23 protein-coding genes are annotated in these 25,411 nt (G+C 66.6%); 7 read left to right on the top strand and 16 right to left on the bottom strand.

Going from position 1 to position 25,411, the window contains the following annotated elements; all coding sequences use genetic code 11:
- Nucleotides 1-3: 3 nt before the first annotated feature.
- On the bottom strand, nt 4-822 hold the full coding sequence (locus BCO18175_RS21270) for a multidrug ABC transporter ATPase (protein WP_174984015.1): 819 nt from the start codon (nt 820-822) through the stop codon (nt 4-6).
- Nucleotides 823-1,250: 428 nt separating this feature from the next.
- Between BCO18175_RS21270 and BCO18175_RS21265 the strand changes: the two genes are divergently transcribed.
- Nucleotides 1,251-1,637 (top strand): hypothetical protein, encoded by a 387-nt coding sequence (locus BCO18175_RS21265; RefSeq protein WP_174983756.1) that lies wholly within the window; start codon nt 1,251-1,253, stop codon nt 1,635-1,637.
- Between the two features lie 264 nt (nt 1,638-1,901).
- On the opposite strand, the gene BCO18175_RS21260 is transcribed toward BCO18175_RS21265, so the two are convergent.
- The 8 genes from BCO18175_RS21260 to BCO18175_RS21225 form a co-directional block, all read right to left on the bottom strand.
- Complete coding sequence (locus tag BCO18175_RS21260) at nt 1,902-2,372, bottom strand: hypothetical protein (RefSeq protein ID WP_174983754.1); 471 nt, start codon at nt 2,370-2,372, stop codon at nt 1,902-1,904.
- A gap of 179 nt (nt 2,373-2,551) precedes the next feature.
- Nucleotides 2,552-3,616: a 2-aminoethylphosphonate aminotransferase gene (locus BCO18175_RS21255; RefSeq protein WP_174983752.1), complete on the bottom strand. Its 1,065-nt coding sequence runs from the start codon at nt 3,614-3,616 to the stop codon at nt 2,552-2,554.
- A complete protein-coding gene (gene aepY, locus BCO18175_RS21250) occupies nt 3,616-4,797 on the bottom strand; it encodes a phosphonopyruvate decarboxylase (protein ID WP_174983750.1) in 1,182 nt (393 codons plus the stop codon). The genes BCO18175_RS21255 and aepY overlap by 1 nt, the downstream gene beginning before the upstream one ends.
- A complete protein-coding gene (gene aepX / locus BCO18175_RS21245) occupies nt 4,794-6,479 on the bottom strand; it encodes a phosphoenolpyruvate mutase (RefSeq protein WP_174983748.1) in 1,686 nt (561 codons plus the stop codon). Before aepX ends, aepY begins: the two co-directional genes overlap by 4 nt.
- Nucleotides 6,476-7,243: an NTP transferase domain-containing protein gene (locus tag BCO18175_RS21240; protein WP_174910700.1), complete on the bottom strand. Its 768-nt coding sequence runs from the start codon at nt 7,241-7,243 to the stop codon at nt 6,476-6,478. The genes aepX and BCO18175_RS21240 overlap by 4 nt, the downstream gene beginning before the upstream one ends.
- A gap of 36 nt (nt 7,244-7,279) precedes the next feature.
- Nucleotides 7,280-8,281: an HpnL family protein gene (locus BCO18175_RS21235; RefSeq protein ID WP_174983746.1), complete on the bottom strand. Its 1,002-nt coding sequence runs from the start codon at nt 8,279-8,281 to the stop codon at nt 7,280-7,282.
- Nucleotides 8,278-9,084 carry a HalD/BesD family halogenase gene (locus tag BCO18175_RS21230; RefSeq protein WP_174983744.1) on the bottom strand — a complete coding sequence of 269 codons (807 nt, stop codon included), beginning with the start codon at nt 9,082-9,084 and terminating at the stop codon, nt 8,278-8,280. The genes BCO18175_RS21235 and BCO18175_RS21230 overlap by 4 nt, the downstream gene beginning before the upstream one ends.
- Nucleotides 9,081-9,761, bottom strand: coding sequence for a CDP-alcohol phosphatidyltransferase family protein (locus tag BCO18175_RS21225; RefSeq protein ID WP_174910694.1), 681 nt, complete (start codon nt 9,759-9,761; stop codon nt 9,081-9,083). Before BCO18175_RS21225 ends, BCO18175_RS21230 begins: the two co-directional genes overlap by 4 nt.
- A gap of 653 nt (nt 9,762-10,414) precedes the next feature.
- On the opposite strand from BCO18175_RS21225, the gene BCO18175_RS21220 reads away from it, so the two are divergent.
- Nucleotides 10,415-11,929: an acetyl-CoA hydrolase/transferase family protein gene (locus BCO18175_RS21220; RefSeq protein WP_174910690.1), complete on the top strand. Its 1,515-nt coding sequence runs from the start codon at nt 10,415-10,417 to the stop codon at nt 11,927-11,929.
- A 37-nt stretch (nt 11,930-11,966) separates the two neighbouring features.
- Here the strand turns inward: BCO18175_RS21220 and BCO18175_RS21215 are convergent, their stop codons facing one another.
- The gene (locus tag BCO18175_RS21215; RefSeq protein ID WP_174983742.1) at nt 11,967-13,496 is read right to left on the bottom strand and encodes a DHA2 family efflux MFS transporter permease subunit; all 1,530 of its coding nucleotides are present in this window, start codon (nt 13,494-13,496) and stop codon (nt 11,967-11,969) included.
- A 135-nt stretch (nt 13,497-13,631) separates the two neighbouring features.
- Here BCO18175_RS21215 and BCO18175_RS21210 point away from each other — a divergent pair, with 135 nt between their 5' ends.
- A complete protein-coding gene (locus tag BCO18175_RS21210) occupies nt 13,632-14,072 on the top strand; it encodes a MarR family winged helix-turn-helix transcriptional regulator (protein ID WP_174983740.1) in 441 nt (146 codons plus the stop codon).
- 268 nt (nt 14,073-14,340) lie between these two features.
- Here the strand turns inward: BCO18175_RS21210 and BCO18175_RS21205 are convergent, their stop codons facing one another.
- Nucleotides 14,341-14,838, bottom strand: coding sequence for a DUF2938 domain-containing protein (locus BCO18175_RS21205; protein WP_174983738.1), 498 nt, complete (start codon nt 14,836-14,838; stop codon nt 14,341-14,343).
- A 140-nt stretch (nt 14,839-14,978) separates the two neighbouring features.
- Here BCO18175_RS21205 and BCO18175_RS21200 point away from each other — a divergent pair, with 140 nt between their 5' ends.
- Together BCO18175_RS21200 and BCO18175_RS21195 are read left to right on the top strand one after the other, a co-directional pair.
- The gene (locus BCO18175_RS21200; protein ID WP_174910680.1) at nt 14,979-15,404 is read left to right on the top strand and encodes a helix-turn-helix domain-containing protein; all 426 of its coding nucleotides are present in this window, start codon (nt 14,979-14,981) and stop codon (nt 15,402-15,404) included.
- Nucleotides 15,405-15,508: 104 nt separating this feature from the next.
- On the top strand, nt 15,509-16,306 hold the full coding sequence (locus tag BCO18175_RS21195; RefSeq protein WP_174983736.1) for a hypothetical protein: 798 nt from the start codon (nt 15,509-15,511) through the stop codon (nt 16,304-16,306).
- Between the two features lies 1 nt (nt 16,307).
- Here BCO18175_RS21195 and BCO18175_RS21190 read toward each other — a convergent pair whose 3' ends face one another.
- Nucleotides 16,308-17,210: a helix-hairpin-helix domain-containing protein gene (locus BCO18175_RS21190; RefSeq protein WP_174983734.1), complete on the bottom strand. Its 903-nt coding sequence runs from the start codon at nt 17,208-17,210 to the stop codon at nt 16,308-16,310.
- A 181-nt stretch (nt 17,211-17,391) separates the two neighbouring features.
- Nucleotides 17,392-18,927 (bottom strand): sigma-70 family RNA polymerase sigma factor, encoded by a 1,536-nt coding sequence (locus BCO18175_RS21185; protein WP_174983732.1) that lies wholly within the window; start codon nt 18,925-18,927, stop codon nt 17,392-17,394.
- 298 nt (nt 18,928-19,225) lie between these two features.
- On the opposite strand from BCO18175_RS21185, the gene BCO18175_RS21180 reads away from it, so the two are divergent.
- Both BCO18175_RS21180 and BCO18175_RS21175 read left to right on the top strand, forming a co-directional pair.
- Nucleotides 19,226-19,663 carry a hypothetical protein gene (locus BCO18175_RS21180; RefSeq protein WP_174983730.1) on the top strand — a complete coding sequence of 146 codons (438 nt, stop codon included), beginning with the start codon at nt 19,226-19,228 and terminating at the stop codon, nt 19,661-19,663.
- 39 nt (nt 19,664-19,702) lie between these two features.
- Nucleotides 19,703-20,503, top strand: a complete 801-nt coding sequence (locus tag BCO18175_RS21175) for an SH3 domain-containing protein (RefSeq protein ID WP_217483922.1) — start codon at nt 19,703-19,705, stop codon at nt 20,501-20,503.
- Between the two features lie 111 nt (nt 20,504-20,614).
- On the opposite strand, the gene ilvD is transcribed toward BCO18175_RS21175, so the two are convergent.
- The 3 genes from ilvD to BCO18175_RS21160 form a co-directional block, all read right to left on the bottom strand.
- Entirely contained in the window at nt 20,615-22,474 is a 1,860-nt protein-coding gene (gene ilvD, locus BCO18175_RS21170; protein ID WP_174983726.1) for a dihydroxy-acid dehydratase, read from the bottom strand.
- A gap of 284 nt (nt 22,475-22,758) precedes the next feature.
- Nucleotides 22,759-23,781, bottom strand: coding sequence for an Ldh family oxidoreductase (locus BCO18175_RS21165; protein ID WP_174983724.1), 1,023 nt, complete (start codon nt 23,779-23,781; stop codon nt 22,759-22,761).
- Nucleotides 23,774-25,366 (bottom strand): aldehyde dehydrogenase (NADP(+)), encoded by a 1,593-nt coding sequence (locus tag BCO18175_RS21160; RefSeq protein ID WP_174983723.1) that lies wholly within the window; start codon nt 25,364-25,366, stop codon nt 23,774-23,776. The genes BCO18175_RS21165 and BCO18175_RS21160 overlap by 8 nt, the downstream gene beginning before the upstream one ends.
- Nucleotides 25,367-25,411 lie beyond the last annotated feature (45 nt).

Here is a 25,411-nt window from a genome sequence, read left to right as displayed (position 1 = left end):
GCCTTACTTGAAGCGCTTCATTGCGGCAGGCGAATACCAGAAGTTTCGGAACATATCGATCCCATACGTTTTTCCGTCGTAGTGGACGATCGTGCGCGCGGTGCGCTTGCCTGTATCCGAGTAATTTCCGTCCTTACGCTGCGTCTTGGTGATGTGTGCCGTGATCGACAAGTCCGCGAAGCCGTGGCTCGACGCTTTCTCGACGGCGATCGTCATGCGTGCCTCTTCGCTGCTCGCGTCGCCGACGCCCGGGCCGCAGGCTTCGCCTTCAACGCTGACCCACCCGTAGAGGTTGGTGCCGAACACCGGACGGATGCGGTTGCCTTCCCGTACCCACAGCGTCAGTTCCTCGCTCGCGTCGGCATCAGGACAGCTCGCCCCGCGCGCGCTGCTCGTGAATACGACGCCGAATGCCCGCACATCGGGCGACAGCCGGTACGGCGCCGTATCGATGCGATAGCTGTTCTCGCCGATCTCCGTCGCCGCATCCTCTTCGACCACCGACTTTTCGGCCGCCACGACCTTGCCACCTTCGACGAGCGCGATGACCTGCAGCTTGTTGCTTTCGTCCGGGTTCTTGCTCTTGGGCAGCGAATCGAATGCGACGGCCGCGATCGTCGTTTCGGGTGCATTCGGCATGACCTTGCACGCCGACGCGATGACGAGTCGGTTCGCGTCGCGCGTGGCAATGCGGGCGCTGGCAATGCCGGCCCAGCGGGCGACGGCCGTGACGGTATCGTCGCCGCAAACCTGGTTGTCGGCAGCCTGAACGGCGGGGGCGGCGATGAGCGCCAGCAGTGGGGCGAAGCGAGTGACTTTCATGGTCACGATGGAGAAAAGGATTTTCATGGATTCTCTTGAATGCCGTTTACGACTCACAACAGCCATTCTACGTAACGGGACGGAAGCTGCGTGCGCAGGGGGCGGGTATTTATTTGAATTTGTGAATGGAAAGTAAATTAATTTACTAAAGCCGGCCAAGTGGGTGAAGTGTTTCGGTTTGTCAAAAGCAGAAGATAACCTTTTCGGAATTTTTGATCTTTCGTGTGACGGTGTGGAGATGGAGAAACTATTGTCCGCGCCATTTGAAGTGTAGAAATTATTTGAAAATAATTTCTCATGCATATATGGTTTGCATCGTCGACATTCTCATTTGTCGGCGTTTGTTCTGGCGCTGTCTCGTGATGTTCGCCTGAAAATATGCTGTCATTTTCCAAAATCTGACACTTGCAAATCTGAGGAAAACAATCGTGACCATTCAACTTGTTGGTACCTATGTAAGCGAAGACGGTCAACATACGCTGAAAGTTACAGAGTCCACACCGTCAAATGGACAGTTTGCCGGTATTTTTACTGCAAAAAACACTCCGGAAGGCGAGGTCAGCTATAAGATCGTTAACGGCGATGCTGCCAGATGGTATTACACATTGAAGAATGCAAGCAATGATTTTGCGGGTATAGGTTTTATGGTGGCTGAAAGGCCTAGTGACGCGAGGTTTGTTCTTGTTGATTCCTGGGCTGGTTCGCTCAACAATGCAGGGGCGCTACTAATGAGTGGCTCCCGCTCTTATACAACCAATGCGGGGGATCGTCAGGTATTTTCTTTTGGAAATGTGAAATTCATTAAACAGAAGTAAAAGATGGCTTGTGACCATGAGCCGCCCCTGGTTCGCCAAAGGCTGTTTGGTTTGAGTCATGCCACTACGTGATGATGGGGTTTCGAAGCACCAAGCTCCGGTTCAGGGTCGGAAGCACACATACGCTTGCGGTGAACCTGACATTCACAACTGATGTGATGTGAATGTCAGGAAGCGACCCACAAGGGTCGCTCGACATTACCGGAAGCGGACATACACCTAGAGCACAATAGCCCAGTCGATAGTCACCCTACCCACGGTGCTTCAAGATGAAGGGCGAATGCGAAGGCCGTTCCAATCCAGACGAAGGAAACCCATCGAGATCGCAGGACCATCCGTTGGGAGAATGCAATATTCCATACCACCCGGTGCGTAGCCCAACTCCCTCCAGTTCAGCGAGATCAGTTTTCCCCATGAGAAGCGCTTGGTGCGCACAGCTCCCCACACGTTGGTCTCGCTAAGGCCAGCCGTATCGGGTTTCGTCAAGAGGTGTTCAACGACTTCGCTTTCAATAAAGATGTGCGGCGAAATGATCTCGACCGTATGTGGGCCTTTCTCGGCAAACCGGCCCGTCACCCCAATGACTTTGGCCGAAGTTTCACCTTGAAGGATTACAATTTCCTGCCGTATATCGCGCCATTCCTCGTTCATCCAGTCATAGTCGCCATTGTTCGATACCATGATCAGGGCGGTGTCGAAATCGAGCGTGAGCAGTCCGAGAGCGATGGAGTACATAGGGGCGCAGGATTTCCACTATAAGAGTTTTCCTGGCACCAATTGTCGGCGATTTCAGCCATGCGGTCGAACGGCTCATAGTGGCCGAACGCCGACAGTGCCCCCTGCGTCTCCGAGCAATGAGCGAACAATAAAAAAGGCCCTTGCGGGCCTTTCGTAGACGAAGGTGAGGGCAGCGCTTACCGCGTCAGCGCCGTAAACCCCTCCAGCAACCGCTCAACATCAGCCGCTTGAATCGCGCCCATCGTCGAAATCCGGAACAGTTCCTTCGACAAGCCACCTTGCCCCGCATAGATCACGAAGCCACGCGCCTTCAGCCCGTCGTGCAGCGTTTCGTACGTGACACCCTGCGGCAACCGATACGCACGCAACACAACCGACGATTCACCTTCCGGCAGCACCAGCGGCATCCCGCGCGCAGCAAGCCCGGCTTGGGCCTGATCAGCCAGCGCCTTGTAATGCGCATGCCGTGCACGCCAGCCGCCAGCTTCGTCAAACTCACGCAGCGCCTCGACAAGTGCGTAGTACGCATGCACGGACGGCGTAAACGGCGTATTCCGCTGATCCTGCAGCTTCGCGAGACGACCGAGATCGAGGTAATAAGTCCGGCTCGCAGCTTTCACGAGCGCGCTACGGCGCACGATCACGAACGCCGCGCCCGGCACACCATGCAGGCACTTGTTCGCGGTCGCGGCAACAGCATCGATATCACCGCCGGCAAAATCGATCGCTTCAGCACCAAAGCTGCTCACACCATCAACGAGCATCTTCACGCCGCGCGAACGGCACACCTCGGCAATCGCACGGAGATCATTCAGCCGACCCGTCGTCGTTTCATGATGAATCACGGCAACATGCGAGTACCCACCCGCATCGAGCCGCGCGCCGATCTGCGCGAGATCAGGCGCCTGCATCCACTCATGCTTGAGCACATCATGCGCGATGCCATACTGCGTCGCGATTTGCGTAATCCGCTCGCCATACACACCGTTCTCGATCACGAGCAGCTTGCCGTCCTTCGGCACGAGCGCCGCGATCATGCTTTCGACAGCGGCCGTGCCCGACCCCGTCATCAGCACCGCCGTCCACTCGGCCGGATCAAGCTCATACGCGGCGACGAGACGCGCACGCGCCTCATCCTGCAGATCGAAGAATTCGCTTTCGCGATGGCACAGGTCGGGTTGCAGCAGGCTGCGGCGCACGCGTTCGGTGAGCGTGACCGGGCCGGGGTTCAGCAGCAGCATCAAAGGGCTCCTTCAACGTGGGCTTCGGTCTGCGCGGCGCCGATGTGCCGCATCAGACGGGTCTTGACCTCGACCGGCGTAACGGTCGGGCGGGGCAGGCCGTCGGGCACGCCGGTGCGGATCGCCAGCCGCACGAACTGCGTACCGTCGTGCGACCCGGCAAGCGCCGCATCGAGCACGTCGAGCGTGTCGCCTTCGACCGCCGACGCATACCCGCACGCGGCGGCAACACCCGCGAACGAAACATGTTGCGACACGGTGGCCTGGCCGCCCGTCGATTCGTGCGCGCCGTTGTCGAGCAGCACGTGCGTGAGGTTCGCCGGGCCGTAGGTGCCGAGCGTCGCGAACACGCCCATGCGCATCAGCGCGGCGCCGTCGCCGTCGACCGCAACGACACGCAGGTCGGGGCGCGCGAGCGCGAGGCCGAGCGCCATCGGCGTCACGCAGCCCATCGAGCCGACCATGTACAGCTGGTTCGGGCGATCGTCGATCGCGTAGAGTTCGCGACCGCAGAAGCCGGTCGACGCGAGCACGACGGTCGAATCGACCGGCGTGTGCGCGATCACGCGCTGCAGCGCGTCCTGGCGGGTCGGCCATGCTTCGGCCGATGCGGCGCGCGACGACGATTGCGCGGCGACATGCGCGCGCGGCTTCGCGGCCGGGTTCGCTTTCAGTTCATACGGCGCGACGCTGCCTTTCTGCATCACGAGCGCGTACGGGCGGCCCGTCGCGTCCATGTGCGCGATCGCGCGGTCGAGTGCCGGGCCGACCTGTTCGGGGTCGGTCGGGAACGTCTCCCACGGGATCTCCATCGTGTCGAGCATCGCGGGCGTGATCGGGCCCATCAGCGCGTGCTGCGGCTCGTCGGCCACGCCCGGCTGGCCGCGCCACGTGACGATCAGCAACTGCGGCAGGCGGAACGTCCACGTGAGCGACGTGAGCGGGCTCACCGCGTTGCCGAGCCCCGAGTTCTGCATCATCGCAATGCCGCGCTTGCCGCCGAGCGTCGCGCCTGCGATCAGCGCGACCGCGTCGCCTTCGTTCGCGGCCGACACGTAATTCAGCGTCGGGTCCTGCAGCACGTAATTGATGAACGGCGTCAGGTACGAGCAGGGCACGCCCGCGTACCAGTCGAAACCGCGCTCGCGCGCGGCCTCGACGAACTGGGCCGCTTCGATCATTGCGCGCCCCCGTTGCCGGCGCCCGGTTCGGACAGCGGCGTCTGGCCGTGCGCGAAGTCGCCCGCGCGGCGGAAGTCTTCGAGATCGTTGACGCCGCGCCAGTGGCCGTGCACGTACTGCACCTCGATCTTCTCGCCGGCGGCGATCAGCTCGTTGAGCAGCGACGGGATGTCGAGCGTGTCGAAATCGTCGCGCGCCTGCAGCGTCGCGAGCGTCGCCTTCAGTCGGTCGACACCGGCGCCGCGCACGTTCAGCAGGCCGATCCAGCGGCCGTGCGGCGTGCCTGCGGCGACGTCGCTCGATACACGCTGCAGATACGTCTTCTGGCCGAACAGGCCGCGATCGTCTTCAGCCGAGCAGAGCGCGAAATCGCGCACGCTCTGGTTGGTCTCCGTGAGCGACGAATCGACCACCACGCTGAACTCGGCCTCGCTCTCCGCGAGGTCACGCACGATGTAGCTGCGGAACAGCAGGTCGCCGTACGAGATCACGGTGTCGCCGGTCAGGCGTTCGGCCGCGCACGCGAGCGATGCGAGTTCGCCCGTCTGCGCATGGCGCTCGTTGACGACGAGCTTGATGCCCGACGTGTCGATCGCGTCGGCGCGATAACCGCCGACCACGGTGATGTCGTTCACGCCGTGCGTCTTGAAGCCGTCGACGAGCCAGCGCAGCAGCGGCTTGCCGGCGACCGGCAGCATGACCTTCGGCTTGTCTTCGGTCACGGCTTCGAGGCCCTTGCCGCGGCTCGCGGCGAGCACGATCGCCGCGTTCGACGCGAGCGACGACGACGACAGGTAGATGCGCTCGGCAGCCGAGTATTCGTCGGCGTCCTGCAGGCGGAAGATCTCGTTGACCGATGCAACGCGGTCCTCGACGTTGATCAGTGTTTCGCTCTCGTAGATCTCGCGCGCGGTTGCCTGCATCGCGGATGCCGATGCGCGGATCAGGTGGTTCGCCCAGATCACGGTGCTGATGCCGGCCTGGCGGAACACGTCGGTCGGCGTGCTGTAGTACTTGGTCGGCACGATCACGAGCGGCGCCTTGCCGCTCCATTCACGCGCGAACTGCAGGATCTCGTCCGGGCGCGACAGCTTGCTGTGGATCAGGATCGCGTCGGCGCCGGCTTCCGCATACGCGTTCGCGCGGCGCAGCGCCTCATCCATCCCCCAGCCCGCGATCAGCGCCTCGACGCGCGCGACGATCGAGAAGTCGGGATCGGTCTGCGAATCCTTGCCGGCCTTGATCTTGCCGCAGAACTCGTCGATTTCCGCGAGCGGCTGGCGCTCGCCGCCGATGAAGCTGTTGGTCTTCGGGAACTGCTTGTCCTCGATACAGACGCCGGCGATGCCGCGCTGCTCGAGCTTCTTCACGAGGCGGCGGACGTTGTTGAAGTTGCCGTAGCCGGTGTCGCCGTCGAGCAGGATCGGCAGGTCGCTCGCGTCTGCCATGAATTCGAGCACGTCGACGACCTGGGTCCAGCTCGCTTCGTTGTTGTCGCGCACGCCGAACTGCGCGGAGATCGCGAGGCCAGATGCCCAGATGCCCTTGAAGCCGGCTTCGCGGACGATCCGCGCGGACAGGCCGTTGTGCGCTTCCATCAGGAATTCGAGGTCGCTGCTGACGAGCATGCGGCGCAGGCGTGCGCTGCGCGATTCGGTGAAGTTGGGTTCGCGTGCGTTCATCGTGCGACTCCTGCGGTGGTGCGTTGAATCAGGGGGAGGATTTCTTGCGTGGCGCGGTTGACGTCGTTCGGGAAGTCGATCTCGATCCACGGCGAGCCGGTGACGTCGGCGACGTCGAACGAATGACCGCCTTCGAGCAGCAGGTCGCGCACGGCTTCCTCGTGCGGCATGTTCGCGCGGCCGCTGTCGACGTAGCCCGCGACGATCGTCGCAAGACGGCGCGCGGTGCCTTCGGTGAAGCGGAAGAAGCCGACCGATTCGCCGATCGTGTCGTACTCGAGGTCGACCGCGAGCTGCTTGCGCAGCTCGACCGGCACGCCGTTTTTCAGGCACAGCTTGACCGGTTCGTCGCCGGCCTCGAAGTCGCGATCGATCAGCAGGCGATCGACCGCCTTGTCGGCATCGGCCACCAGCGCGTGCAGGATGTTCTCGTCATACAGCACGTCGGCGTCCATCAGCAGCACGTCGCCGCCGCGCGTCATCGCATCGGCGACGGTATGCACGGTCAGCACGCTGCCGAGGTCGTAGCGGTCGTTGATCACGATCTCGGCCTGGCGGCCGAGGCGCTTCAATTCCTGCTCGACCTTCTCGGACTGGAAGCCCAGCCCGAGCACGATCTCGTCGACGCCCGCGGCATCGAGTACGCGCAGATGGCGCTCGAGCAGCGAAACGTCGTCGAAGCGCAGCAGGCACTTCGGGAACTGCGCCTCGGGCGGTTGTTGCAGGCGCAAGCCGAGGCCTGCCGCAAGAATGATGGCTCGCATGGGTTCTCCAACCAAAAAGCCGGCGGATCTGAACGATCAGTCGGCGAGCGGCTGCGGCGCACGGCGCCGCTGCCAGTTTCTTTCACTGAAATGCAGATAGAGCAGGCCGGGCAGGCCGAGCGCGAGTTCGCGTGCGCGTTTCGCAAGCGACAGCGCGAGCGCCGCGTCGGGCGGCAGTCCGACCAGCGGCGCGAGGAGCAGGTAACCGCCTTCCTGCGCGCCGAGCGAGCCCGGGATCGCGAAGGCCGCGCCACGAATGGCCTGGCCGACGCTCTCGAGCAGCAGCGCGTCGAGCCAGCTCACCGGGTGCCCGAGGAAGTGCAGCGCGAGCCACACTTCCGCGGTACCGACGATCCAGCCGACGAGACTCAGTGCGAACGTCTTCGCGACCTTCGCACGATCGCGGTACAGCGCGCCGACCGCGTCATCGATCGCGTCGGCGCGGGTGGCCAGCGACGACCAGTCGCGCGGGCCGAGCAGCTTCGACGCGAGGCGCAGGCCGCGGCCGAACAGCCCGCGCCGCTGCGCCATGTAGAACAGCGCGGCGAGGGCGCCGAGCACGCCGGTGGCGATCAGCGCGGGCGTGCGCAGGTGCGCGACCGATTCGTGCGTCGCGTACAGGCTGAATGCGGCGATGCCGATCAGCGCGAATGCCATCTGCGCGAGCGCCTGCATCGTCGTGCTGACGGTGACGGCCGCCGCCGCGTCGGCCATCCGCGTGCCGCGCTGCGCGAGGTGGCGCACCATCAGCACGGGGCCGCCGATCTGCCCGGCGGGCAGCAGGCTGTTCACCGATTCGCCGACCCAGCGCGCGCGCAGCGCGTTTCCGAGCTCGGCGCCCGGCTGGCCGGGGCGGAACATCACGGAGATCGCGATCGCGTCGATCACGAGCGGCACGACGTGGAACGCCGCGACGAGCGCAAGCCCCCAGCCGGCCGCGAGGAACGTGGACGCGACCGCGCCAACGCCCTGCCATGCAAGGAGTGCGACGAAGAGTGCGGTCCCGAGGGACAGCAGGATGAGGCCGGCGCGTGTCATGACCCGGTCGTGCGTCGCGTCGCCAGTTGCTTGAACACCTGGCGGAAACCGAAATACGCGATCGCGTCCTTCATGTTCGAGATGAAGCGCTTCCACGGCCGCATGCCGGGGTTCGTCACGTATTCGAAGGTGAGCGACACGCGCATCTCGTTCTGGCCGAGCGGCGTGATGCGGTGGCGCAGCTTGTCGCCGTCGAACAGCACGATGCCGCCGTCGGCGATCTGGACGGAGCCCGGTTCGTCGGCGACGTCCGGATTGCGCGTGTGCAGCTCGTAGTCGAGCCGGCACGACGATTCGTCGATCACGCCGATCAGCAGCGTGTAGCGGCGGCCGTCGTAGTACGACGTGTCGTAGTGCCAGCCGATGTGGTCGCCGGGCTTCGTGTAGTAATACAGCGCGTATGCGTGCGGATCGTCGTCCGGCGACAGCATCAGCTTGTCGCCCGTGACTTTCTCGAGGAAGGAGAGGAGCGCCTTCGAGCGATACAGTTCGGCGATGTACGGCGCCTGCTCGTCGATCGTATGGCGGCTCACGCTGCCGCCCTGCTTGTGGCCGGGCAGGTAATTGCGGTTCAGGCCGGCCTGCATCGCACGGGCGGCGTCCGCCAGCTTCGCGTGCGCGTCGGCCGGCAGGAATGCGTCGAGGTACAGGAACGAGCCCTGGCGCGTGTAGTCGCCGCGCAGGCGGTCGAGGTCGAGCGGGCCGACGCAGTCGGCCACGGTGCGATCGGGATCGGCCGCGGCCGCGCGCACGGGCGCGGGGCGTGCCGGGCTCAGCACGGAGTCGTCGCGCGTGCTATTCATTTGGAAGCCTGGATTTCGGTGGGATTCTGAGCAACGTTGCCGCGCCGGACGATGCGCCACCAGTCGATCACGACCCAGGCGGCGAACAGCGGGGCGCCGATCGACGCCGCGAGCAGGAACGGCTCGACGCCGTCGAACAGCGTCACGAGCGGCAGCAGGTAGAGCACGTCTTCGGTTTCGAAGCCGCCGGCGAATGCCTGCTTGGTGCCGGCCTTGCCGGCGAACGATTCGATCCGCATGCGCAGGAAGAAGATCAGCGCGACGGCCGCGCCGGCCACCGCGCCGAGCAGCACCGGCGACGCGGCCATCTGGCCGCCCTGGGCGACGATACCGACCCCCATGCTGACGAACAGCGCGACCGTGACGAGCGCGTCTGCCGCGAGGTCGTAAAAATGACCGATCTTGCTCGACTTGCCGCTGATGCGTGCGAGCTCGCCATCGGTGTGGTCGACGAAGTTCGACAGCACGATCAGGAACGCGCCTGCATTGCTCCAGCCGAAGCCGCCGTGCGCGAGGCACCAGGCGCCGGCGAGGCCGATCAGCAGACGAACTGTGGTGAGGTGATTCGGGGTGACGGGCGTGTCGACGAGCGGTCGGACAAGCGAGCGCGCGAGCCGCGCATCCCAGGTGCGAGGCAGGGGCGGTTCGGAACGTGTGGCGGTTTTTCTTTGGTCCATCGGCGAAATATATACGGAATTGTAATTTGTTGCTTTTTATTCGATCAATGTCCTGACATGAGGGAGTGTTACCGCGTCTTGCGTCGATCGGCCAGCCAAAAAGCGCGGGCGCGAAAGGGCGGTCAGACAGGGTTGCGGGATCCGTATTCCAGTGTGGTTCGCGCCACGCGGCTGTCAAGGACGGACGGGCCTCACAGGCCGGTGCGACGGTGCTTTTCGCGCTTCCCGGTGAGCGTCGCGCGGCGCGTGCGAACTTGACGTGCGTCAGGCCGGGATACGCCGCATCGGGTGACAATTGGCCGCGCCGGACGGATGTCGGTCATTGCCGATTGGCTGGCGATAAATTGCGGTGGAAATCCGTCGATTGACACGCATGAGTTGGCGATCGTCGACCGGTCTTTCTGCCCGATGCTTTCATGCACCTTTCGTGTGCATCCGATTTAAACGGAGCGTCTGTCACAGAACGGCCGTTCGATACCCGGCAAATCCGGCAAGGATCTTTTGCATTTAGCGGACATTTCGCGGTGATCGCCTCTGCGATACTCCGACCGTGCCTGTGGTGCCGGCCGCCCCTCGCGGCCCCAAGGGCTTCATGTCGCTCAGGAGACACCCCCAGCGACGTCAACGACAGACCAAAGCGTCAGAAACCAGCCATGTCTTCATCACGCATCCTCGCTCCCGCCCTGCGTTCGCTCGTCCGCACCGCCGACGAAGCCGCCGCGCTGATCCGCCCCGGCATGACCGTCGCCATGAGCGGCTTCACGGGGTCGGGCTATCCGAAGGCCGTACCGGCCGCGCTTGCCGCCCACATCGACGCGGCGCACACGCGCGGCGAGGACTTCCGGATCAACGTGCTGACGGGCGCGTCGACCGCGCCGGAACTCGACGGCGCGCTCGCCCGCACCAACGGCATCTCGATGCGCCTGCCGTACCAGTCCGACCCGACGTTGCGCGACAAGATCAACGGCGGCGAAGTCGACTACCAGGACGTCCACCTGAGCCACGTCGCACAGTACGCATGGTTCGGGCTGTACGGCGATCTCGATGTCGCGATCGTCGAAGTCGCGGGCATCCGCGAGGACGGGCTGCTGATTCCGTCCGCGTCGATCGGCAACAACAAGACCTGGCTCGAACGCGCGAAGCACGTGATCCTCGAGGTCAACTCGCGCCAGCCGCTCGGCCTCGACGGAATGCACGACGTCTACTACGGCACCGCGCTGCCGCCGCACCGCAAGCCGATTCCGCTGACGAAGAGCGACGACCGGATCGGCGAGCCGTACCTGCGCTGCCCGGCCGACAAGATCGTCGCGATCGTCGAAACCGACGCGCCGGATCGCAGCAACGCGTTCTCCGCGCCGGACGAGACGTCCAAGCAGATCGCGCATCAACTGATCGACTTCCTGCGTCACGAAGTGAAGCGTGGCCGCCTGCCGGAAAACCTGCTGCCGCTGCAGTCGGGCGTCGGCAACATCACGAACGCGGTGCTCGCGGAGCTCAGCTCGGCCGGCTTCTCGCACCTGACCGCGTACACCGAAGTGATCCAGGACGGCATGCTCGACCTGCTCCAGGACGGCACGCTGGACTTCGCGTCGGCCACCGCGCTGTCGCTGAGCCCGGCCGCCGTGCAGCGCTTCGCCGACGAAATCGCGACGTTCCGCGAGAAGATCGTGCTGCGCCCGCAGGAGATCAGCAACCATCCGGAGCTCGTGCGCCGTCTCGGCTGCATCGCGATGAACGGGATGATCGAGGCCGACATCTACGGCAACGTGAACTCGACGCATGTGATGGGCACGAAGATCCAGAACGGCATCGGCGGTTCGGGCGACTTCGCGCGTAACGGCTACCTGTCGTGCTTCATGTCGGCGAGTACCGCGAAGGGCGGCGCGATCTCGCGAATCGTGCCGATGGCGAGCCACGTCGACCATACCGAGCACGACGTCGCGGTGGTCGTCACCGAGCAGGGCCTCGCGGACCTGCGCGGCCTGTCGCCGAAGCAGCGTGCACGCAAGGTCATCGCGACCTGCGCGCATCCCGACTACCGGCCGATGCTCGAGGATTACTTCGAGCGTGCGTCGCGCGAAAGCTTCGGCAAGCACACGCCGCACCTGCTCGCCGAGGCGCTGTCGTGGCACGAGCGCTACGTGCGCACGGGCACGATGAAGGCCTGACGCGGGGCGAAGCGGGCGTGCGCCGCGCGTGCGCCCGTTAATCCATCGCCGCGTGCGCGATCTCCACGCTCGCTGCTTTCTGCGGCGGCCGGATCAGCAGCAGCAGCGGAATCATCAGCAGCGTCGCGACGAACATCAGCTTGAAGTCGTTCAGGTACGCGATCATCGACGCCTGCTGGTTGATCGTGCGGTCGAGCAGCGCGATGTCGAGGCGACTGCCGGCCATCGCCTGCACGGCCGGGTTGAACGGCGTGATGTGGGTCGCGAGGTCGGCATGCGCGACCTGCGTGTTGCGCGTCATCAGCGTCTGCACGATCGAGATGCCGATACTGCTGCCGATATTGCGCATCAGGCTGTAGGTGGCCGTGCCGTCCGCGCGCAGGTCGGGCGGCAGCGTCGAGAACGACAGCGCGCTCAACGGCACGAACACGAGCCCCAGCCCGAAGCCCTGCACCACGCCCGGCCACACGATGTCCGCTTCGGACAGCACGACCGTGTACTGCATCATCTGCCATAGCGCGAGCGCGGAAATCGACAGCCCCGCGAGCAGCAGCATCCGCGCATCCACGTATTTCAGCAGCCTTCCGACGAACAGCATCGCGATCATCGTGCCGGCGCCGCTTGGCGCGGTGACGAGGCCCGTCGTCGCGACCGGGTAGCCCATCAGGTTCTGCAGCATCGGCGGCAGCAGCGCGCGCGTTGCGTACAGCACCGCGCCGACCACGAAGATGAACAGCGTGCCCGTCGCGAAGTTCGGGTCGCGCAGCAGTTCCGACTTGAAGAACGACGCCTTGCCGACGGTCGCCGTATGCACGAGGAAGAACGCGAAGCTGAGCACCGCGACGATCGCCTCGATGCGGATCTCGTACGAGCCGAACCAGTCGAGCTGTTCGCCGCGGTCGAGCATCGCCTGGAACGCGCCGATCGCGAGCGCCAGCGTCGCGAAGCCGAACGCGTCGAATTTCACATGCGGGCGCGGCGCGCGCGCGGGCAGGAAGGTCATCACGCCAGCGAGCGCGAACGCGCCGATCGGCACGTTGATGAAGAACACCCAGCGCCAGTTGTAGCTGTCGGTGAGCCAGCCGCCGAGCGTCGGGCCGAGGATCGGGCCGACCATCACGCCCATCCCCCAGATCGCCATCGCCTGGCCCTGTTTCTCGCGCGGGTTGATGTCGAGCAGGATCGACTGCGACAGCGGCACCAGCGCGGCGCCGAACACGCCCTGCAGCAGGCGCGCGCCGACGATCTGCACGAGTGTCTCGGACAGCCCGCACAGCGCCGACGCGACCGTGAAGCCCGCGATCGACACGATCAGCAGCCGCTTCACGCTGAGCCGGTCGGACAGCCAGCCGGTGAGCGGCGTCGCGATCGCCGCAGCGACGATATAGGAGGTCAGCACCCACGTGATCTCGTCCTGCGACGCGGACAGCGTGCCCTGCATGTGTGGCAGCGCGACGTTCGCGATCGTGCTGTCGAGGGTCTGGATCAGCGTGGCAAGCATGATCGACAGGGTCAGCATCGGCCGGTTCAGGGCGGGCGAGGCGGGGGCGTCGGCGGCGGGGCTCAAGCGGGTGTCTCCGTGGGGCGGTCGCCGTGGGCGGCGATCCTGCGTGGCGGTAATTGTAAGCACGCTTATTATATATCCGCTTATTGCCAGGCCACGGGCCGCGGGCCGTTCCAGGCTTGACCCTATAATCCGCGGATGGACAAGACTTACGAGAACCGGATCGGCTATCTGATTGCCGACGTCGCCCGCCTGAACGGACGCCTGTTCGACCGGCGCGCGAAGCGCATCGGGCTGACACGGGCACAAAGCCGCGTGCTCGCGTACCTGACGTGGAAGGGCGAGATGAATCAGGCGCGGCTCGCCGAATGGCTCGAGATCACGCCGATCTCGCTGACGCGGTTGCTCGACCGGATGGAAAGCTATGGCTGGATCGAGCGCATCGCGAACGACGACGACCGCCGCGCGTTCGTGATCCGGCTGACCGACAAGTCGCGCGAGATCTTTCCGCAGATGCTCGAAGTGGGCGACACCGTCTCCGACGACGGGCTGCGCGGCTTCACGCCCGACGAGCACGATACGCTGGTGCGGCTGCTCGGGCGCATGCGGCACAACCTGATCGACTGCGGCGGGGAGTGATGTGCGCCGCCATCGGGCGCGCGGATGAGCGGTTTGAAAACAGCGGAAACACTGGGAGGTGGCGCGCAAGCACGCCGCATTTGCCCGCATACCGGAATGGGCATCTTCATCGTCGATGCGCCGGTGTTGATGCCCGGCGCGGCCTTGGTCCGGCTCGCGCAGGGCGATGTGCCTGTCACGACGGTCGACGATGCGCTTGCGTGGGCGTCGACGTCTGCTCGGTTGAGCCGACGCTACCTCTTACGGCTTTTTTGGCGAAGCCGTGTGCTCAACGGGCCAGCGCTGCGAGCGCGAACGCCGACAGATAGAGCCCCATGCCGTACGACAGATGCGCGACGATGCTGCGCCGGCGCGCAACGCGCGGGTGCGGCGTACGCGACGCCGCGATGCCGAAGCCGAACGCGGGTTGCATCACCAAAAATGGCGCGGCCACGCTGGCGAGGCCGGCGATGATTGCAGGGAGCAGCGTCGGCGTGATGATCCATTCCGGGCCTGCAACCACGACCGGCAGTGTCGCGAACGTGATGCCGATCGCGTAATGCGCGATCCAGCCGAGCGCTCGCTCGCCCGGCACGGGCGCCGCGGCGCCGATCGACACGTGCCGGAACCGGCCTTGCAGCATGTGACCGATCCAGCGGCCGACCAGCGCATAGTCCAGCGACGGAATGCCGAATGCACGCCGCCGGAACAGCGTCCACAGGTCCATCACGAGCGTGGCGCCCGTGCCGATCAGCAACAGGTTGAGGAGGAGGTCGGGCAGGCTCATCGCGACCCTCCGCGAAGAAGGGCAAAGGCTGCGCGGTGCAGTGGAATACAGCGTGGTTTCAGCGGTTTCATGGCAGTCAGCGCTTGTCTTTATGGAGTCGAGCGACTATCTTGCAACTTCAAGTTCACTTGAGGTCAAGCATGAGCCGGCTGGACATTGCGGATGTGGCGCGACGCTCGGGATTGCCCGCGTCGACGCTGCGCTACTACGAGGAAAAGGGGCTGATCGTCCCGACCGGCCGCCACGGGCTGCGTCGGCAATACGACGAGTCGGTGCTGGAGCGCCTGGCGCTGATTGCGCTTGGCCGCGAGGCCGGTTTTTCGCTCGACGACATCCTCGCGATGGTCGGCACGGATGGCCTGCCTGCGATCGATCGCGCGAAGCTCGACGGCAAGGCCGACGAACTCGACCGTACGATTCGCCGTCTCGGCGCCGTGCGCGATGCGCTGCGGCATGCGGCCGTGTGTCCTGCATCGAACCATCTCGAATGCCCGTCGTTCCAGAAGCTGCTGCGCATTGCCGCGCATCGTCATCCGGCGCGCCGCACGAAGGCGGAAGGCGCGTAGGCGGCGCGCATGCTTCGGCGGGTTGGAGTGGCGGCCCGACGGTAGGGTGGCGAGCCGCACCATTCCGTACCGCACATCACTAACAAGAACAACGGGGTTGCCGCGTGTGGTTTTTACTTGTGCTTTATGTGCTTCCTGCCGCGTATGCGGCATCGAAGGTCGGGCCGCGTTACGGGTTTCTCGCCGGGTGCGCGACGATGGCCGCCGTGCTGGCGATGCAGACCGCGCTGCTGACGTGGGGAAGCGCTTGGGTGAAACGGCGGCGCGGGGGCGTTGAACCGCCTGACATGACCGCACCGCCCGTATCGACCGATAGTCTGGAGGACGAACCGGTTGACGAGCCCGGCGACGCGCCCGATGTGCCGCTTCAATACGGCGAGCAGGCACGATTCAAGCAACTGGTGCTGATTGCCGACACCGCACGACCCGACGTCACGCGCAGCTTCTACGACAACGCGAAGCGGACGATCGAAGCGTACGTGGATGTCGAGACGGGGCGCGACGGTTCGGGCGCGGCGATGGTGACGACGGCCGAACTGGCCCCGGAAGACGGCGTGTCCGCCGCGCCACCGGACGAAGCGTTGACCGTGTTCGTGTCGAACGACGGCGCGTGGTCGGGGTTCCGCGTCGGCGACGACAGCTTCCGGTTCCGCCACGGCGCAATCACGAGACTGCGGCTCACGCAGGTGATTCCGGTTCGCTGGAAGGGCGGCTACATGGTGACGTTCTGGTTCGACGTGCCGAACCGGAAAAGCACGGCCGACTACGAGTCGTTCTCGACTTGGTTCTATCTCGCGGCAGACTATTCCGGCCGCCGCACACGCGCGCTCACCCATGCATGTCGCGAGATCGCGTCGCTGCTCGGCGTTGTGTTCGACGTCGACGAAACCGGCGACGACTGATTCATCCGGCGTAGTACACGCGGCATTCCTGCTCGCGCCCGCGCACGATGCGCTTGCCGACGAGCGAGCCGTACGTTTCGGTGAAGACGGTGCGCTGGTGCTCGCATTGCACGGCGTCGTAAAAATAGAGCGAGACCCAGTCCGTCGGGCGGGAGGCCTCCGGCGTGCGCATCGCGGCATGCAGGCACAGTGCGGTGAAATGCCAGCCGCCCTTGGTCATGTGCATCACGGGCAGCGGCACGTAGCCGTCCGCGTTCGGGCGCCGATGCGCGGTGACGCGTTGCAAAACGCCAGGCGTCGGCAACACGCCCGCGGCGGCCTTGTTGCGGTACAGGCGGTCGATGTAGAGCAGCAGTTCGACGGGCGGCTCCGTGCCGGGGCCGGCGTCCTGCACGTGGCCCTGCCAGCGCCGGCGGCGGCTCAGCACGTCGTCGAGCGCGGTGCGGATGCCGGCCGCCCGCCGCGGGCCGACGCCCGAGATCGTTTCGAGCTGGCCGTTGCGGGCCGCGCGTTCGAGTTCCTCGAGCGTATCGATGTGCAGCAGGTCGTGAATGCGCAGCGCGAGCGCGTGGCCGATGCCCGGCACCGCTTCGAACGCGGAGGTGCGCTCGGCGTCGCCGCACAGCCGGTCGAGCTGGCGCCAGCGTCCCGTCACCAGCAGCTCGGCGATCGCCTGGGCGACGCCCGTGCCGATCTCGGGCAGCATACCGAGCGCATCGACGCCGCCGGATTCGAACAGTGTGCGGATGTCGAGGTCGAGCGTATCGACCGTCCCGGCCGACGCGCGGTATGCGGCGACCCGGTACGGATTCGCGCCCTGGTCAGCCAGCCGCTGCGCCGCCTCGCGCAGGCAGGTCGCGATATGCCGGTTTTCCTCGTACGTTTGGCTGGCGCTCGTCTGCATGGCGAGGGACCCGGGGAAGCACAAACGGAATGGACACGGCGAACGATGCGCCGGTCGGCTTTTCATCATTGTCGCGACACGCGATGAAGAAAACTTGACGCACGTCAATGGCAAACGTAGCACAGGTTCGAAGCGCACGGTCGTGCCGGAAAGTGGCACGACCGTGCGTCGCTCGATGCGATCACGCGTCGAGGAACGACTGGGCGTTTTCGGCCTCGGCGGCCGTGCGCAACGCGGCGAGCGCCCGTTTCTCGATCTGCCGCACGCGTTCGCGCGACATGCCCGCGTCCTGCGCGATCGCGTCGTAGGTATCGGGCTCGGTGCCGCCGAGGCCGAACCGCCGGCGCAGCACGTCGGCCTCGGCCGGCGTGACCGACCGGAGCAGCGACCTCACGCACTCGCGCATGCGCGTGTCGGCCAGTTGCTCGAACGGGCTGGCCGACGTCTGGTCCTCGATCAGCTCCACGAGGCCGGTGTCCGCGTCGGGCAGCGGCGCGTCGAGCGACACGGGCTCCGCAGGCAGCGCGAGCACCGCGCGCAGCTTGTCCTCGTCGAGGCCGGTTTCGGCTGCGAGTTCGCCCGGCGTCGCCCGGCGGCCCGTGCGCTGGCGAAAACGCAGCGCATGCCGCTGCACGCGCTGGTACTGGTCGCCGACGTGCACAGGCACGCGGATCGTGCGTGCGCGATCCGCGACCGCGCGCGTGATCGCCTGGCGGATCCACCAGGTCGCATAGGTCGAGAACTTGAACCCGCGCCGGTATTCGAACTTCTCGATCGCGCGCATCAGGCCGAGGCTGCCGTCCTGCACGAGATCGGGCAGGTCGACGCCGCGGTTCATGTATTTGCGCGCGATCGACAGCACGAGCCGCAGGTTCGCCTCGAGCATCGCGCGCGTGGCGTCACGCACCTTATGCTGGCCGTCGGTGAGCGCGGCGGCGAGTGCCCGTCGCGCGACCGTGTCGAAGCAGGCGGCTTCGTCCGCTGCGGTGCCATGCGGCGCGGACGCGAGCGTGCGCACGACGCGGCTCGCGTCGTCGACGGCCGGTGCGACCCACGCGATCGAGCCGAGCAGGGCAGCCACGTGGTTGCGCGCGTCACGGTACTCATCCGAACGGAAGCCGTGCGCGTGCAACGCGTCGCGCAACGCCGCGACGGCCGCCTGCAGCGCGTCGTAGCTGGCCGGCGCGGGCGTGTCGGCGGCGTCGTCATCGGACGATCCGGCAGTGCCGGTCGCAGCCGTTGCGCGATGACGCGCAAGCAGCGCGTCGACCGCGGCCGGATGGCCGGCGAGCGCGTGCAGGATCTGGTGGCGGCCCGTCTCGATCTCGCGCGCCAGCACGATTTCGCCTTCACGCGTGAGCAGCGGCACCGCCTGCATGCGCCGCATGTAGAGGGCGAGCGGATCGGTCGATGCGCTCGTGCCGCGTGCGAGATCGCCGAGCATCGCGCGGCCTTCGTCGAGCGCATCGCGATCGACGTCGACAGGCGCCGCACCGGTGAACGGCGCAGGCGCGGCCGGCTCGTCGAGCACGGCGATGCCGATGTCGGCGAGCGCGGCGCGCACGACGTCGAGCGCGTCGGGGCTGTCGCTTTCGGGCGGCAGCGCGTCGACGAGGTCGGCGTGGGTCAGATAACCCTGTTCGCCGGCGAGCGCCAGCAACTGGATGATCGGATCGAGCGGCGTGTCCGCCCGGGGAGTGGGGCGTGGCGTAGTCATGTCGATGGCGGCGTGAGCCGCGTTCCTGTCGGGGCGGGCCGAAGTCCGCCGGTTTCGGGCCGCCGGTTGCTCGCGAACCCCTGTCCGCGCCGGCCAGCCTGACATCGTTCAAGTTGAGGGCGTTTGCGCAAACTTCAACGCGAGCGCGGCAGACGTGCCAGCACGCGGCATTCCCGCACGACCGTCCGGTGCAGGAAACAAAAAGTAACCGATCATACCCAGCGGTAATCTGCAGGGGACGTAAGCTAGAGTCAGGCGCGCGCCTGGCGGCGACGCGCGGACTCTGCCGGAGCAAGACATGACCCCGATTCCTGCCGCGAGGTGTGCGGTATTCGCATTGACGACGCTGACCCTCGGCGGCTGTTATTACACGAGTCCGTATGGCTATGCTCCGTACTACGCGCCGGCACCGGCCACGCTGACGCAGCGCGAGATCCCCGTCACGCCGGCTACACCGGGCACCGCTGCGCCGGGCCCGGCTGCGGCGGCGGTCGCGCCGCCGGTGGTCGATCCGGCTCCCGTCTACGTCGCGCCGGCCTATCCGGCGCCGTATCCCTATCCGTATCCGTACTATGCCCCCGCGTATTACCCGGGCTGGTACGGCTGGGGCGCGCCGGCGATCTCGGTCGGCTTCTGGGGCGGCTGGGGCGGCGGCTGGCGTGGACGCGGCGGGTACTGGCATCGTCCGTGGGGCGGCAGCCACTGGGGTGGCGGCTGGGGCGGGCATCGGCATTGACCGGCGCGCGGCGGCACCGCGCGGGAGAGCATCATGAGCATGAGGAATACGATCGTTCGCGGCCTGTGGGTCGCCCTGTTCGGCCTGGCGGCCGCGCCGGGCATTGCGCAGGCGCAGAGCACCGGCTACACGAACTCGCCGGCCGAACTGTTCGCCGGGCCGGCGCCCGACTATCCGGTCGTCGCGCAGATTCCGCCGGGCACCGCGCTGGACGTGTTCGGCTGCCTGAGCGACTACTCGTGGTGCGACGTTGCGCTGCCGGGCGTGCGCGGCTGGATCGACGCGCAACTGATCGACTATCCGTACCAGGGCGGATACGCGCCGCTCCTCGAGTACGGCGCGATCATCGGCGTGCCGATCACCGGGTTCGCGATCGGCGCGTACTGGGATCGCTACTACCGTCACCGGCCGTGGTTCCATGACCGCGACCGGTGGGAGCACCGCGCGGAACCGCGGCTCGGCCCGGGCGGGAGGCCGCCGGGACAGGGACGCCCGCAACCGGGCGGGGCGGTGCAGGTCACACCGGGCGGTCCGCCGCCCGTGCATGATGCACGACCGTCGGCTGCGCGGGGCGGCTGGAACGGCGCGATCCGCACGCAGCCGCCGGCTGCGCCTGCGCCGATGCCGGGTGCAGGCGGCAATGCGCGTCCGGCAGGGCCACCGCCGGCCGTCATGCGCCCGCCTCCCGCACCGGGCGGCGAGGTCCGCACGATGCCCGCGCAGGTGCGCCCGAGCGGTGGCGGCGGGGGTTACAGCGGTGCGCGGCCGCAAGGCGGCGGGAACGGCGGCGGAAGCCACGGCGGTGGCGGAGGCGGCGGTCCGGAAGAACTCCGTCACTGACGATGCCGGCGCAATCTGCCGGCGCCGGACGAAAAAAAGCCGCTCCGGAGAGCGGCTTCTGGATCGGGCTGACCGGCTGCGTGTTGCAGGCAGCCGGTCGAGCTACCCCTGTCAGTCGTCGAGCAGCGACAGGTCGCGCACGGCACCCTTGTCGGCGGACATGACCAGCTTCGCGTAGGCCTTCAGCGCGGCCGACACCTTGCGCGGACGCGGTTGCACCGGCTTCCAGCCCTTCGCGTTCTGCTCTTCGCGGCGGCGCGCCAGTTCCTCGTCCGACACCAGCACGTCGATCGTGCGGTTCGGGATGTCGATGCGGATCCTGTCGCCGTCGCGCACGAGGCCGATCGCGCCGCCCGCTGCCGCTTCCGGCGAGCAATGGCCGATCGACAGGCCCGACGTACCGCCCGAGAAGCGGCCGTCCGTCAGCAGCGCGCATGCCTTGCCGAGGCCCTTCGACTTGATGTAGCTGGTCGGGTAGAGCATTTCCTGCATGCCGGGGCCGCCCTTCGGGCCTTCGTAGCGCACGATCACCACGTCGCCCGCCTTGACCTTGTCGTTCAGGATGTTTTCGACTGCCTCATCCTGCGATTCGGTCACGTGCGCCGTGCCTTCGAACACGAGGATGCTCTCGTCGACGCCGGCCGTCTTCACCACGCAGCCGTCGAGCGCGATGTTGCCCGTCAGCACCGCGAGGCCGCCTTCCTTCGAGAACGCATGCTCGTACGAGCGGATGCAGCCTTCGGCGCGGTCGAGGTCGAGGCTCGGCCAGCGCGTGTTCTGGCTGAACGCGACCTGCGTCGGGATGCCGGCCGGGCCGGCCTGGTAGAACGTGCGGACCGCTTCGTCCTGCGTGCGGACGATGTCCCACTGGTCGAGTGCGTCCTTCAGCGACGGCGTGTGCACGGTCGGCACGTCGGTGTGCAGCTTGCCCGCGCGGTCGAGCTCGCCGAGGATCGCCATGATGCCGCCTGCGCGGTGCACGTCTTCGATGTGGTACTTGTTCGTGTTCGGCGCGACCTTGCACAGCTGCGGCACGACGCGCGACAGGCGGTCGATGTCCTTCATCGTGAAGTCGATGCCGGCTTCCTGCGCGATCGCCAGCAGGTGCAGGATCGTGTTGGTCGAGCCGCCCATCGCGATGTCGAGCGTCATCGCGTTCTCGAACGCCTTGAAGCCCACCGAGCGCGGCAGCACGCGTTCGTCGTCCTGCTCGTAGTGCTGGCGCGTGAGTTCGACGATGCGGCGGCCGGCGCGCTTGAACAGTTGCTCGCGATCGGCGTGCGTGGCCACCACCGTGCCGTTGCCGGGCAGCGACAGGCCGAGCGCTTCGGTCAGGCAGTTCATCGAGTTCGCGGTGAACATGCCCGAGCACGAGCCGCAGGTCGGGCAGGCCGAGCGTTCGACTTCGGCGACTTCGGCGTCGGAGTACGACGGGTCGACCGCGATCACCATCGCGTCGACGAGGTCGAGCTTTTTCACTTCGATGGCCTTGGTGACCGGGTTCGCGAGGCGCGTCTTGCCCGCTTCCATCGGGCCGCCGGACACGAAGATCACCGGAATGTTGAGGCGCATCGCGGCCATCAGCATCCCCGGCGTGATCTTGTCGCAGTTCGAGATGCAGACCATCGCGTCCGCGCAATGCGCGTTCACCATGTATTCGACCGAGTCGGCGATGATGTCGCGGCTCGGCAGCGAATACAGCATGCCGTCGTGGCCCATCGCGATGCCGTCGTCGACCGCGATCGTGTTGAATTCCTTCGCGACGCCGCCGGCAGCCTCGATCTCGCGTGCGACGAGCTGGCCGAGATCCTTCAGGTGCACGTGCCCCGGCACGAACTGCGTGAACGAGTTGACGACCGCGATGATCGGCTTCGAGAAATCGTCGTCTTTCATGCCGGTGGCGCGCCACAGCGAGCGCGCACCAGCCATGTTGCGGCCAGCGGTGGAGGTTTTGGAACGGTAAGTGGGCATTGTCGTTGCTGAAGAAATATCGCGGGAAAAGGGTGGAGGCACGGGGAATAAAGGCCTCTCTCGCGCCCGTGCGAACAACCTCTTGAGCTGCGCCCAGGGCAAACCGGGCGATTATCCCACAGCCGCCGCGGGCGTGGCGCCCATGGGGCCGGCAACGGGCATGTGCGGTGTGCCCGGCGCGGCACCCGCGCGTGGCTGCACGATGCCCGTGTGACCGTCCAGGGAGATGGCCGGATCGCGCATCGATCGGCGATGGATACGCGATCCGGCCCCGCGCCTTGCCATCAGTCGAGCAGCGTCAGGATCTCGTCGTACAGCGCCTTCGGAATCCGCACGCCGTTCGCGATGCTGCGCGCGCGGGCGTCGAAGCGGCGTTGCGACGGCAGCCGCGCACCCTGCGCGACGATCGATTCGAACATCCGCTCGCCGCGCGCGAGCCCCGTGTCGAGTTCGTCGCCGAGGAACACCTTCGGGTCGAACGCGATCACGAGTTCGCCGTGGCACGGCGTCGCGCCGACGCCTTCGTCGAAGTCCATCGATTCCCGGCTCGTCATGTCGCCGATCAGCGCGCCGCCGAGCAGTTCGACCATCGCCGCGAGCGCCGAACCCTTGTGGCCGCCGAACGTACGCATCGCGCCTTGCAGCGCGGCCTTCGGATCGGTGGTCGGCCGGCCTTCGGCGTCGATTGCCCATTCCGGCGGGATCGCCTTGCCTTGCTTCGCATGCAGCTCGATGTCGCCGCGCGCGATCGCGCTCGTCGCGAAATCGAACACGAATGGCACGCCGCCCGGGCGCGGCCATGCGAACGCGATCGGGTTCGTGCCGAACACCGGCTCCTTGCCGCCTTCCGGCGCAACCCAGCTATGGCTCGGGTTCATCGCGATGCCGACCAGCCCCTCGGCCGCGATCGCCTCGACTTCCGGCCACAGCGCGGAGAAGTGGTAGCAATGGTTGATCGTCATGGCGGCGATGCCGTGCTGCTTCGCCATCTCGACGAGCACGGGCAGGCCCGTTTCGAAGCTCAGCAGCGAAAAGCCGCGATGCGCGTCGACCGAGACGATCGACGACGACAGCCGGCGCAGCGTCGGCACGGCCTGCGGATCGACCTTGCCCTTCTTGAGCGAACGCACGCAGACGAGCAGCCGGTACACGCCGTGCGAATGGCATTCGTCGCGCTGGCCCTGCGCGATCACGTTGGCGATGGCCCGCGCATGGGCATCGGACATCCCGTTGTGCGTCAGCACGCGCAGCGCGAGCGCGTGGACTTCATCGAGCGACAGGACGACTTCGGCGATCGGCTCAGACATGGTTCGCCTCCCGCGGCGCCGGCACGCCGTCGATGCGTTGCGGCACGTTCAGCGGGTTGTCGTTGCGGATCTCGTCCGGCAGCAGCGCATCCGGCAGGTCCTGATACGACACGGGGCGCAGGAAGCGCTCGATCGCGCGCGCGCCGACGGACGTCGTGCGCGTGTCGGACGTGGCCGGGAACGGGCCGCCGTGCACCATCGCATGACCGACCTCGACGCCCGTGCCGAAGCCGTTGACGAGAATGCGGCCGGCCTTGCGCTCGAGCAACGGTCGCAGCGCGGCGAACAGTGCGGCGTCGCCGTCGGCGAGATGCGCGGCGATCGTCAGCTGGCCTTCGAGCGACTTCAGCACGCGATGCAGCGTGCCGACGTCCGGGCAACGGACGATCAGCGAAGCGGGGCCGAACACTTCGTCGCGCAGCTCGGGATGCGCGATGAAGGCGTCGGCCGAGGTTGCGAACAGTGCGGCGCGGGCCTGCAGGCGATTGCCTTCCGCGCCTTGCGCGAGCAGTTCGACCGCAGCGTGATCGCGCAGCGCCGCGACACCTTGTTCGTAGCTGGCGTGGATGTGCGGCGTCAGCATCGTTTGCGCGGGCGCCGCACGCACCGCAGCCGCGGCCGTTTCCTCGAACGCGCGCAGGGCGGGCCCGTCGACCGCGAGCACGAGGCCCGGGTTCGTGCAGAACTGGCCGGCGCCGAGCGTGAGCGACGCGACGAACTGCGGCGCGATCGCATCATGGCGCGCGTCGAGCGCGGCGGGACACAGCAGCACGGGATTGATCGAGCTCATTTCCGCATAGACGGGAATCGGCTCGGGGCGCGTGGCCGCGATGTGCATCAGCGCGACGCCGCCGCGGCGCGAGCCGGTGAAGCCGACCGCCTTGATGCGCGGATCGGCGACGAGCGCCTGGCCGATCTCGCGCGACGCGTCGAACAGCAGCGAGAACACGCCGGCCGGCATCCCGCATTCGCGCGCGGCCTGCTGGATCGCGCGGCCGACGAGCTCCGACGTGCCCGGGTGCGCCGAATGCGCCTTGACGATCACCGGGCAGCCGGCCGCGAGCGCCGATGCGGTATCGCCGCCGGCGACCGAGAACGCGAGCGGGAAGTTCGACGCGCCGAACACGGCGACGGGCCCGGCCGCGACGTTGCGCAGGCGCAGGTCGACGCGCGGCAGCGGCTTGCGCTCGGGGCGCGCCGGATCGATCCGCGCATCGAGAAAGCCGCCGTCGCGCACGAGCGACGCGAACAGCGCGAGCTGGCCGACGGTGCGGCCGCGCTCGCCTTCGATGCGGGCGCGCGGCAGGCCCGTTTCGACGACGCAGCGCTCGATCAGGTCGTCGCTGAGCGCCATGATGTGGCGGCCGATCGCGTCGAGAAACGCGGCGCGGGCCTCGAGCGACGTTTCGCGATACGTGTCGAATGCATCGTCGGCGAGTGCGCAGGCCGTCTCCAGGTCGTGCAGGCTCGCGCCGCCGAAGGCGGGTTCGAGCCGCTCGCCGGTTGCGGCGGCGATCGCGTGGAGGGTGCCGTTCTGTCCGGCGACGGCGGACTGGCCGATCAGGAGCTGACCTGTGAGTTGCATGGTTTTCCTCGGAAAAAAACAGGGGCCGGGCGTAGGGCGCCCGGC

It is taken from the genome of Burkholderia lata (assembly GCF_902499335.1).
Taxonomy (GTDB): domain Bacteria; phylum Pseudomonadota; class Gammaproteobacteria; order Burkholderiales; family Burkholderiaceae; genus Burkholderia; species Burkholderia lata_B.
The sequence above is the reverse complement of the archived record's forward strand: the minus strand, read 5'-3'. Positions and strand labels throughout refer to the sequence as shown.

Excerpts from the sequence above, each read along its gene's own strand:
- BCO18175_RS21270 (WP_174984015.1), bottom strand. The coding sequence starts at position 822 with ATGAAAGTCACTCGCTTCGCCCCACTGCTGGCGCTCATCGCCGCCCCC.
- BCO18175_RS21260 (WP_174983754.1), bottom strand. The coding sequence starts at position 2,372 with ATGTACTCCATCGCTCTCGGACTGCTCACGCTCGATTTCGACACCGCC.
- BCO18175_RS21255 (WP_174983752.1), bottom strand. The coding sequence starts at position 3,616 with ATGCTGCTGCTGAACCCCGGCCCGGTCACGCTCACCGAACGCGTGCGC.
- aepY (WP_174983750.1), bottom strand. The coding sequence starts at position 4,797 with ATGATCGAAGCGGCCCAGTTCGTCGAGGCCGCGCGCGAGCGCGGTTTC.
- aepX (WP_174983748.1), bottom strand. The coding sequence starts at position 6,479 with ATGAACGCACGCGAACCCAACTTCACCGAATCGCGCAGCGCACGCCTG.
- BCO18175_RS21240 (WP_174910700.1), bottom strand. The coding sequence starts at position 7,243 with ATGCGAGCCATCATTCTTGCGGCAGGCCTCGGCTTGCGCCTGCAACAA.
- BCO18175_RS21235 (WP_174983746.1), bottom strand. The coding sequence starts at position 8,281 with ATGACACGCGCCGGCCTCATCCTGCTGTCCCTCGGGACCGCACTCTTC.
- BCO18175_RS21230 (WP_174983744.1), bottom strand. The coding sequence starts at position 9,084 with ATGAATAGCACGCGCGACGACTCCGTGCTGAGCCCGGCACGCCCCGCG.
- BCO18175_RS21225 (WP_174910694.1), bottom strand. The coding sequence starts at position 9,761 with ATGGACCAAAGAAAAACCGCCACACGTTCCGAACCGCCCCTGCCTCGC.
- BCO18175_RS21220 (WP_174910690.1), top strand. The coding sequence starts at position 10,415 with ATGTCTTCATCACGCATCCTCGCTCCCGCCCTGCGTTCGCTCGTCCGC.
- BCO18175_RS21210 (WP_174983740.1), top strand. The coding sequence starts at position 13,632 with ATGGACAAGACTTACGAGAACCGGATCGGCTATCTGATTGCCGACGTC.
- BCO18175_RS21205 (WP_174983738.1), bottom strand. The coding sequence starts at position 14,838 with ATGAGCCTGCCCGACCTCCTCCTCAACCTGTTGCTGATCGGCACGGGC.
- BCO18175_RS21200 (WP_174910680.1), top strand. The coding sequence starts at position 14,979 with ATGAGCCGGCTGGACATTGCGGATGTGGCGCGACGCTCGGGATTGCCC.
- BCO18175_RS21190 (WP_174983734.1), bottom strand. The coding sequence starts at position 17,210 with ATGCAGACGAGCGCCAGCCAAACGTACGAGGAAAACCGGCATATCGCG.
- BCO18175_RS21185 (WP_174983732.1), bottom strand. The coding sequence starts at position 18,927 with ATGACTACGCCACGCCCCACTCCCCGGGCGGACACGCCGCTCGATCCG.
- BCO18175_RS21180 (WP_174983730.1), top strand. The coding sequence starts at position 19,226 with ATGACCCCGATTCCTGCCGCGAGGTGTGCGGTATTCGCATTGACGACG.
- BCO18175_RS21175 (WP_217483922.1), top strand. The coding sequence starts at position 19,703 with ATGAGGAATACGATCGTTCGCGGCCTGTGGGTCGCCCTGTTCGGCCTG.
- ilvD (WP_174983726.1), bottom strand. The coding sequence starts at position 22,474 with ATGCCCACTTACCGTTCCAAAACCTCCACCGCTGGCCGCAACATGGCT.
- BCO18175_RS21165 (WP_174983724.1), bottom strand. The coding sequence starts at position 23,781 with ATGTCTGAGCCGATCGCCGAAGTCGTCCTGTCGCTCGATGAAGTCCAC.
- BCO18175_RS21160 (WP_174983723.1), bottom strand. The coding sequence starts at position 25,366 with ATGCAACTCACAGGTCAGCTCCTGATCGGCCAGTCCGCCGTCGCCGGA.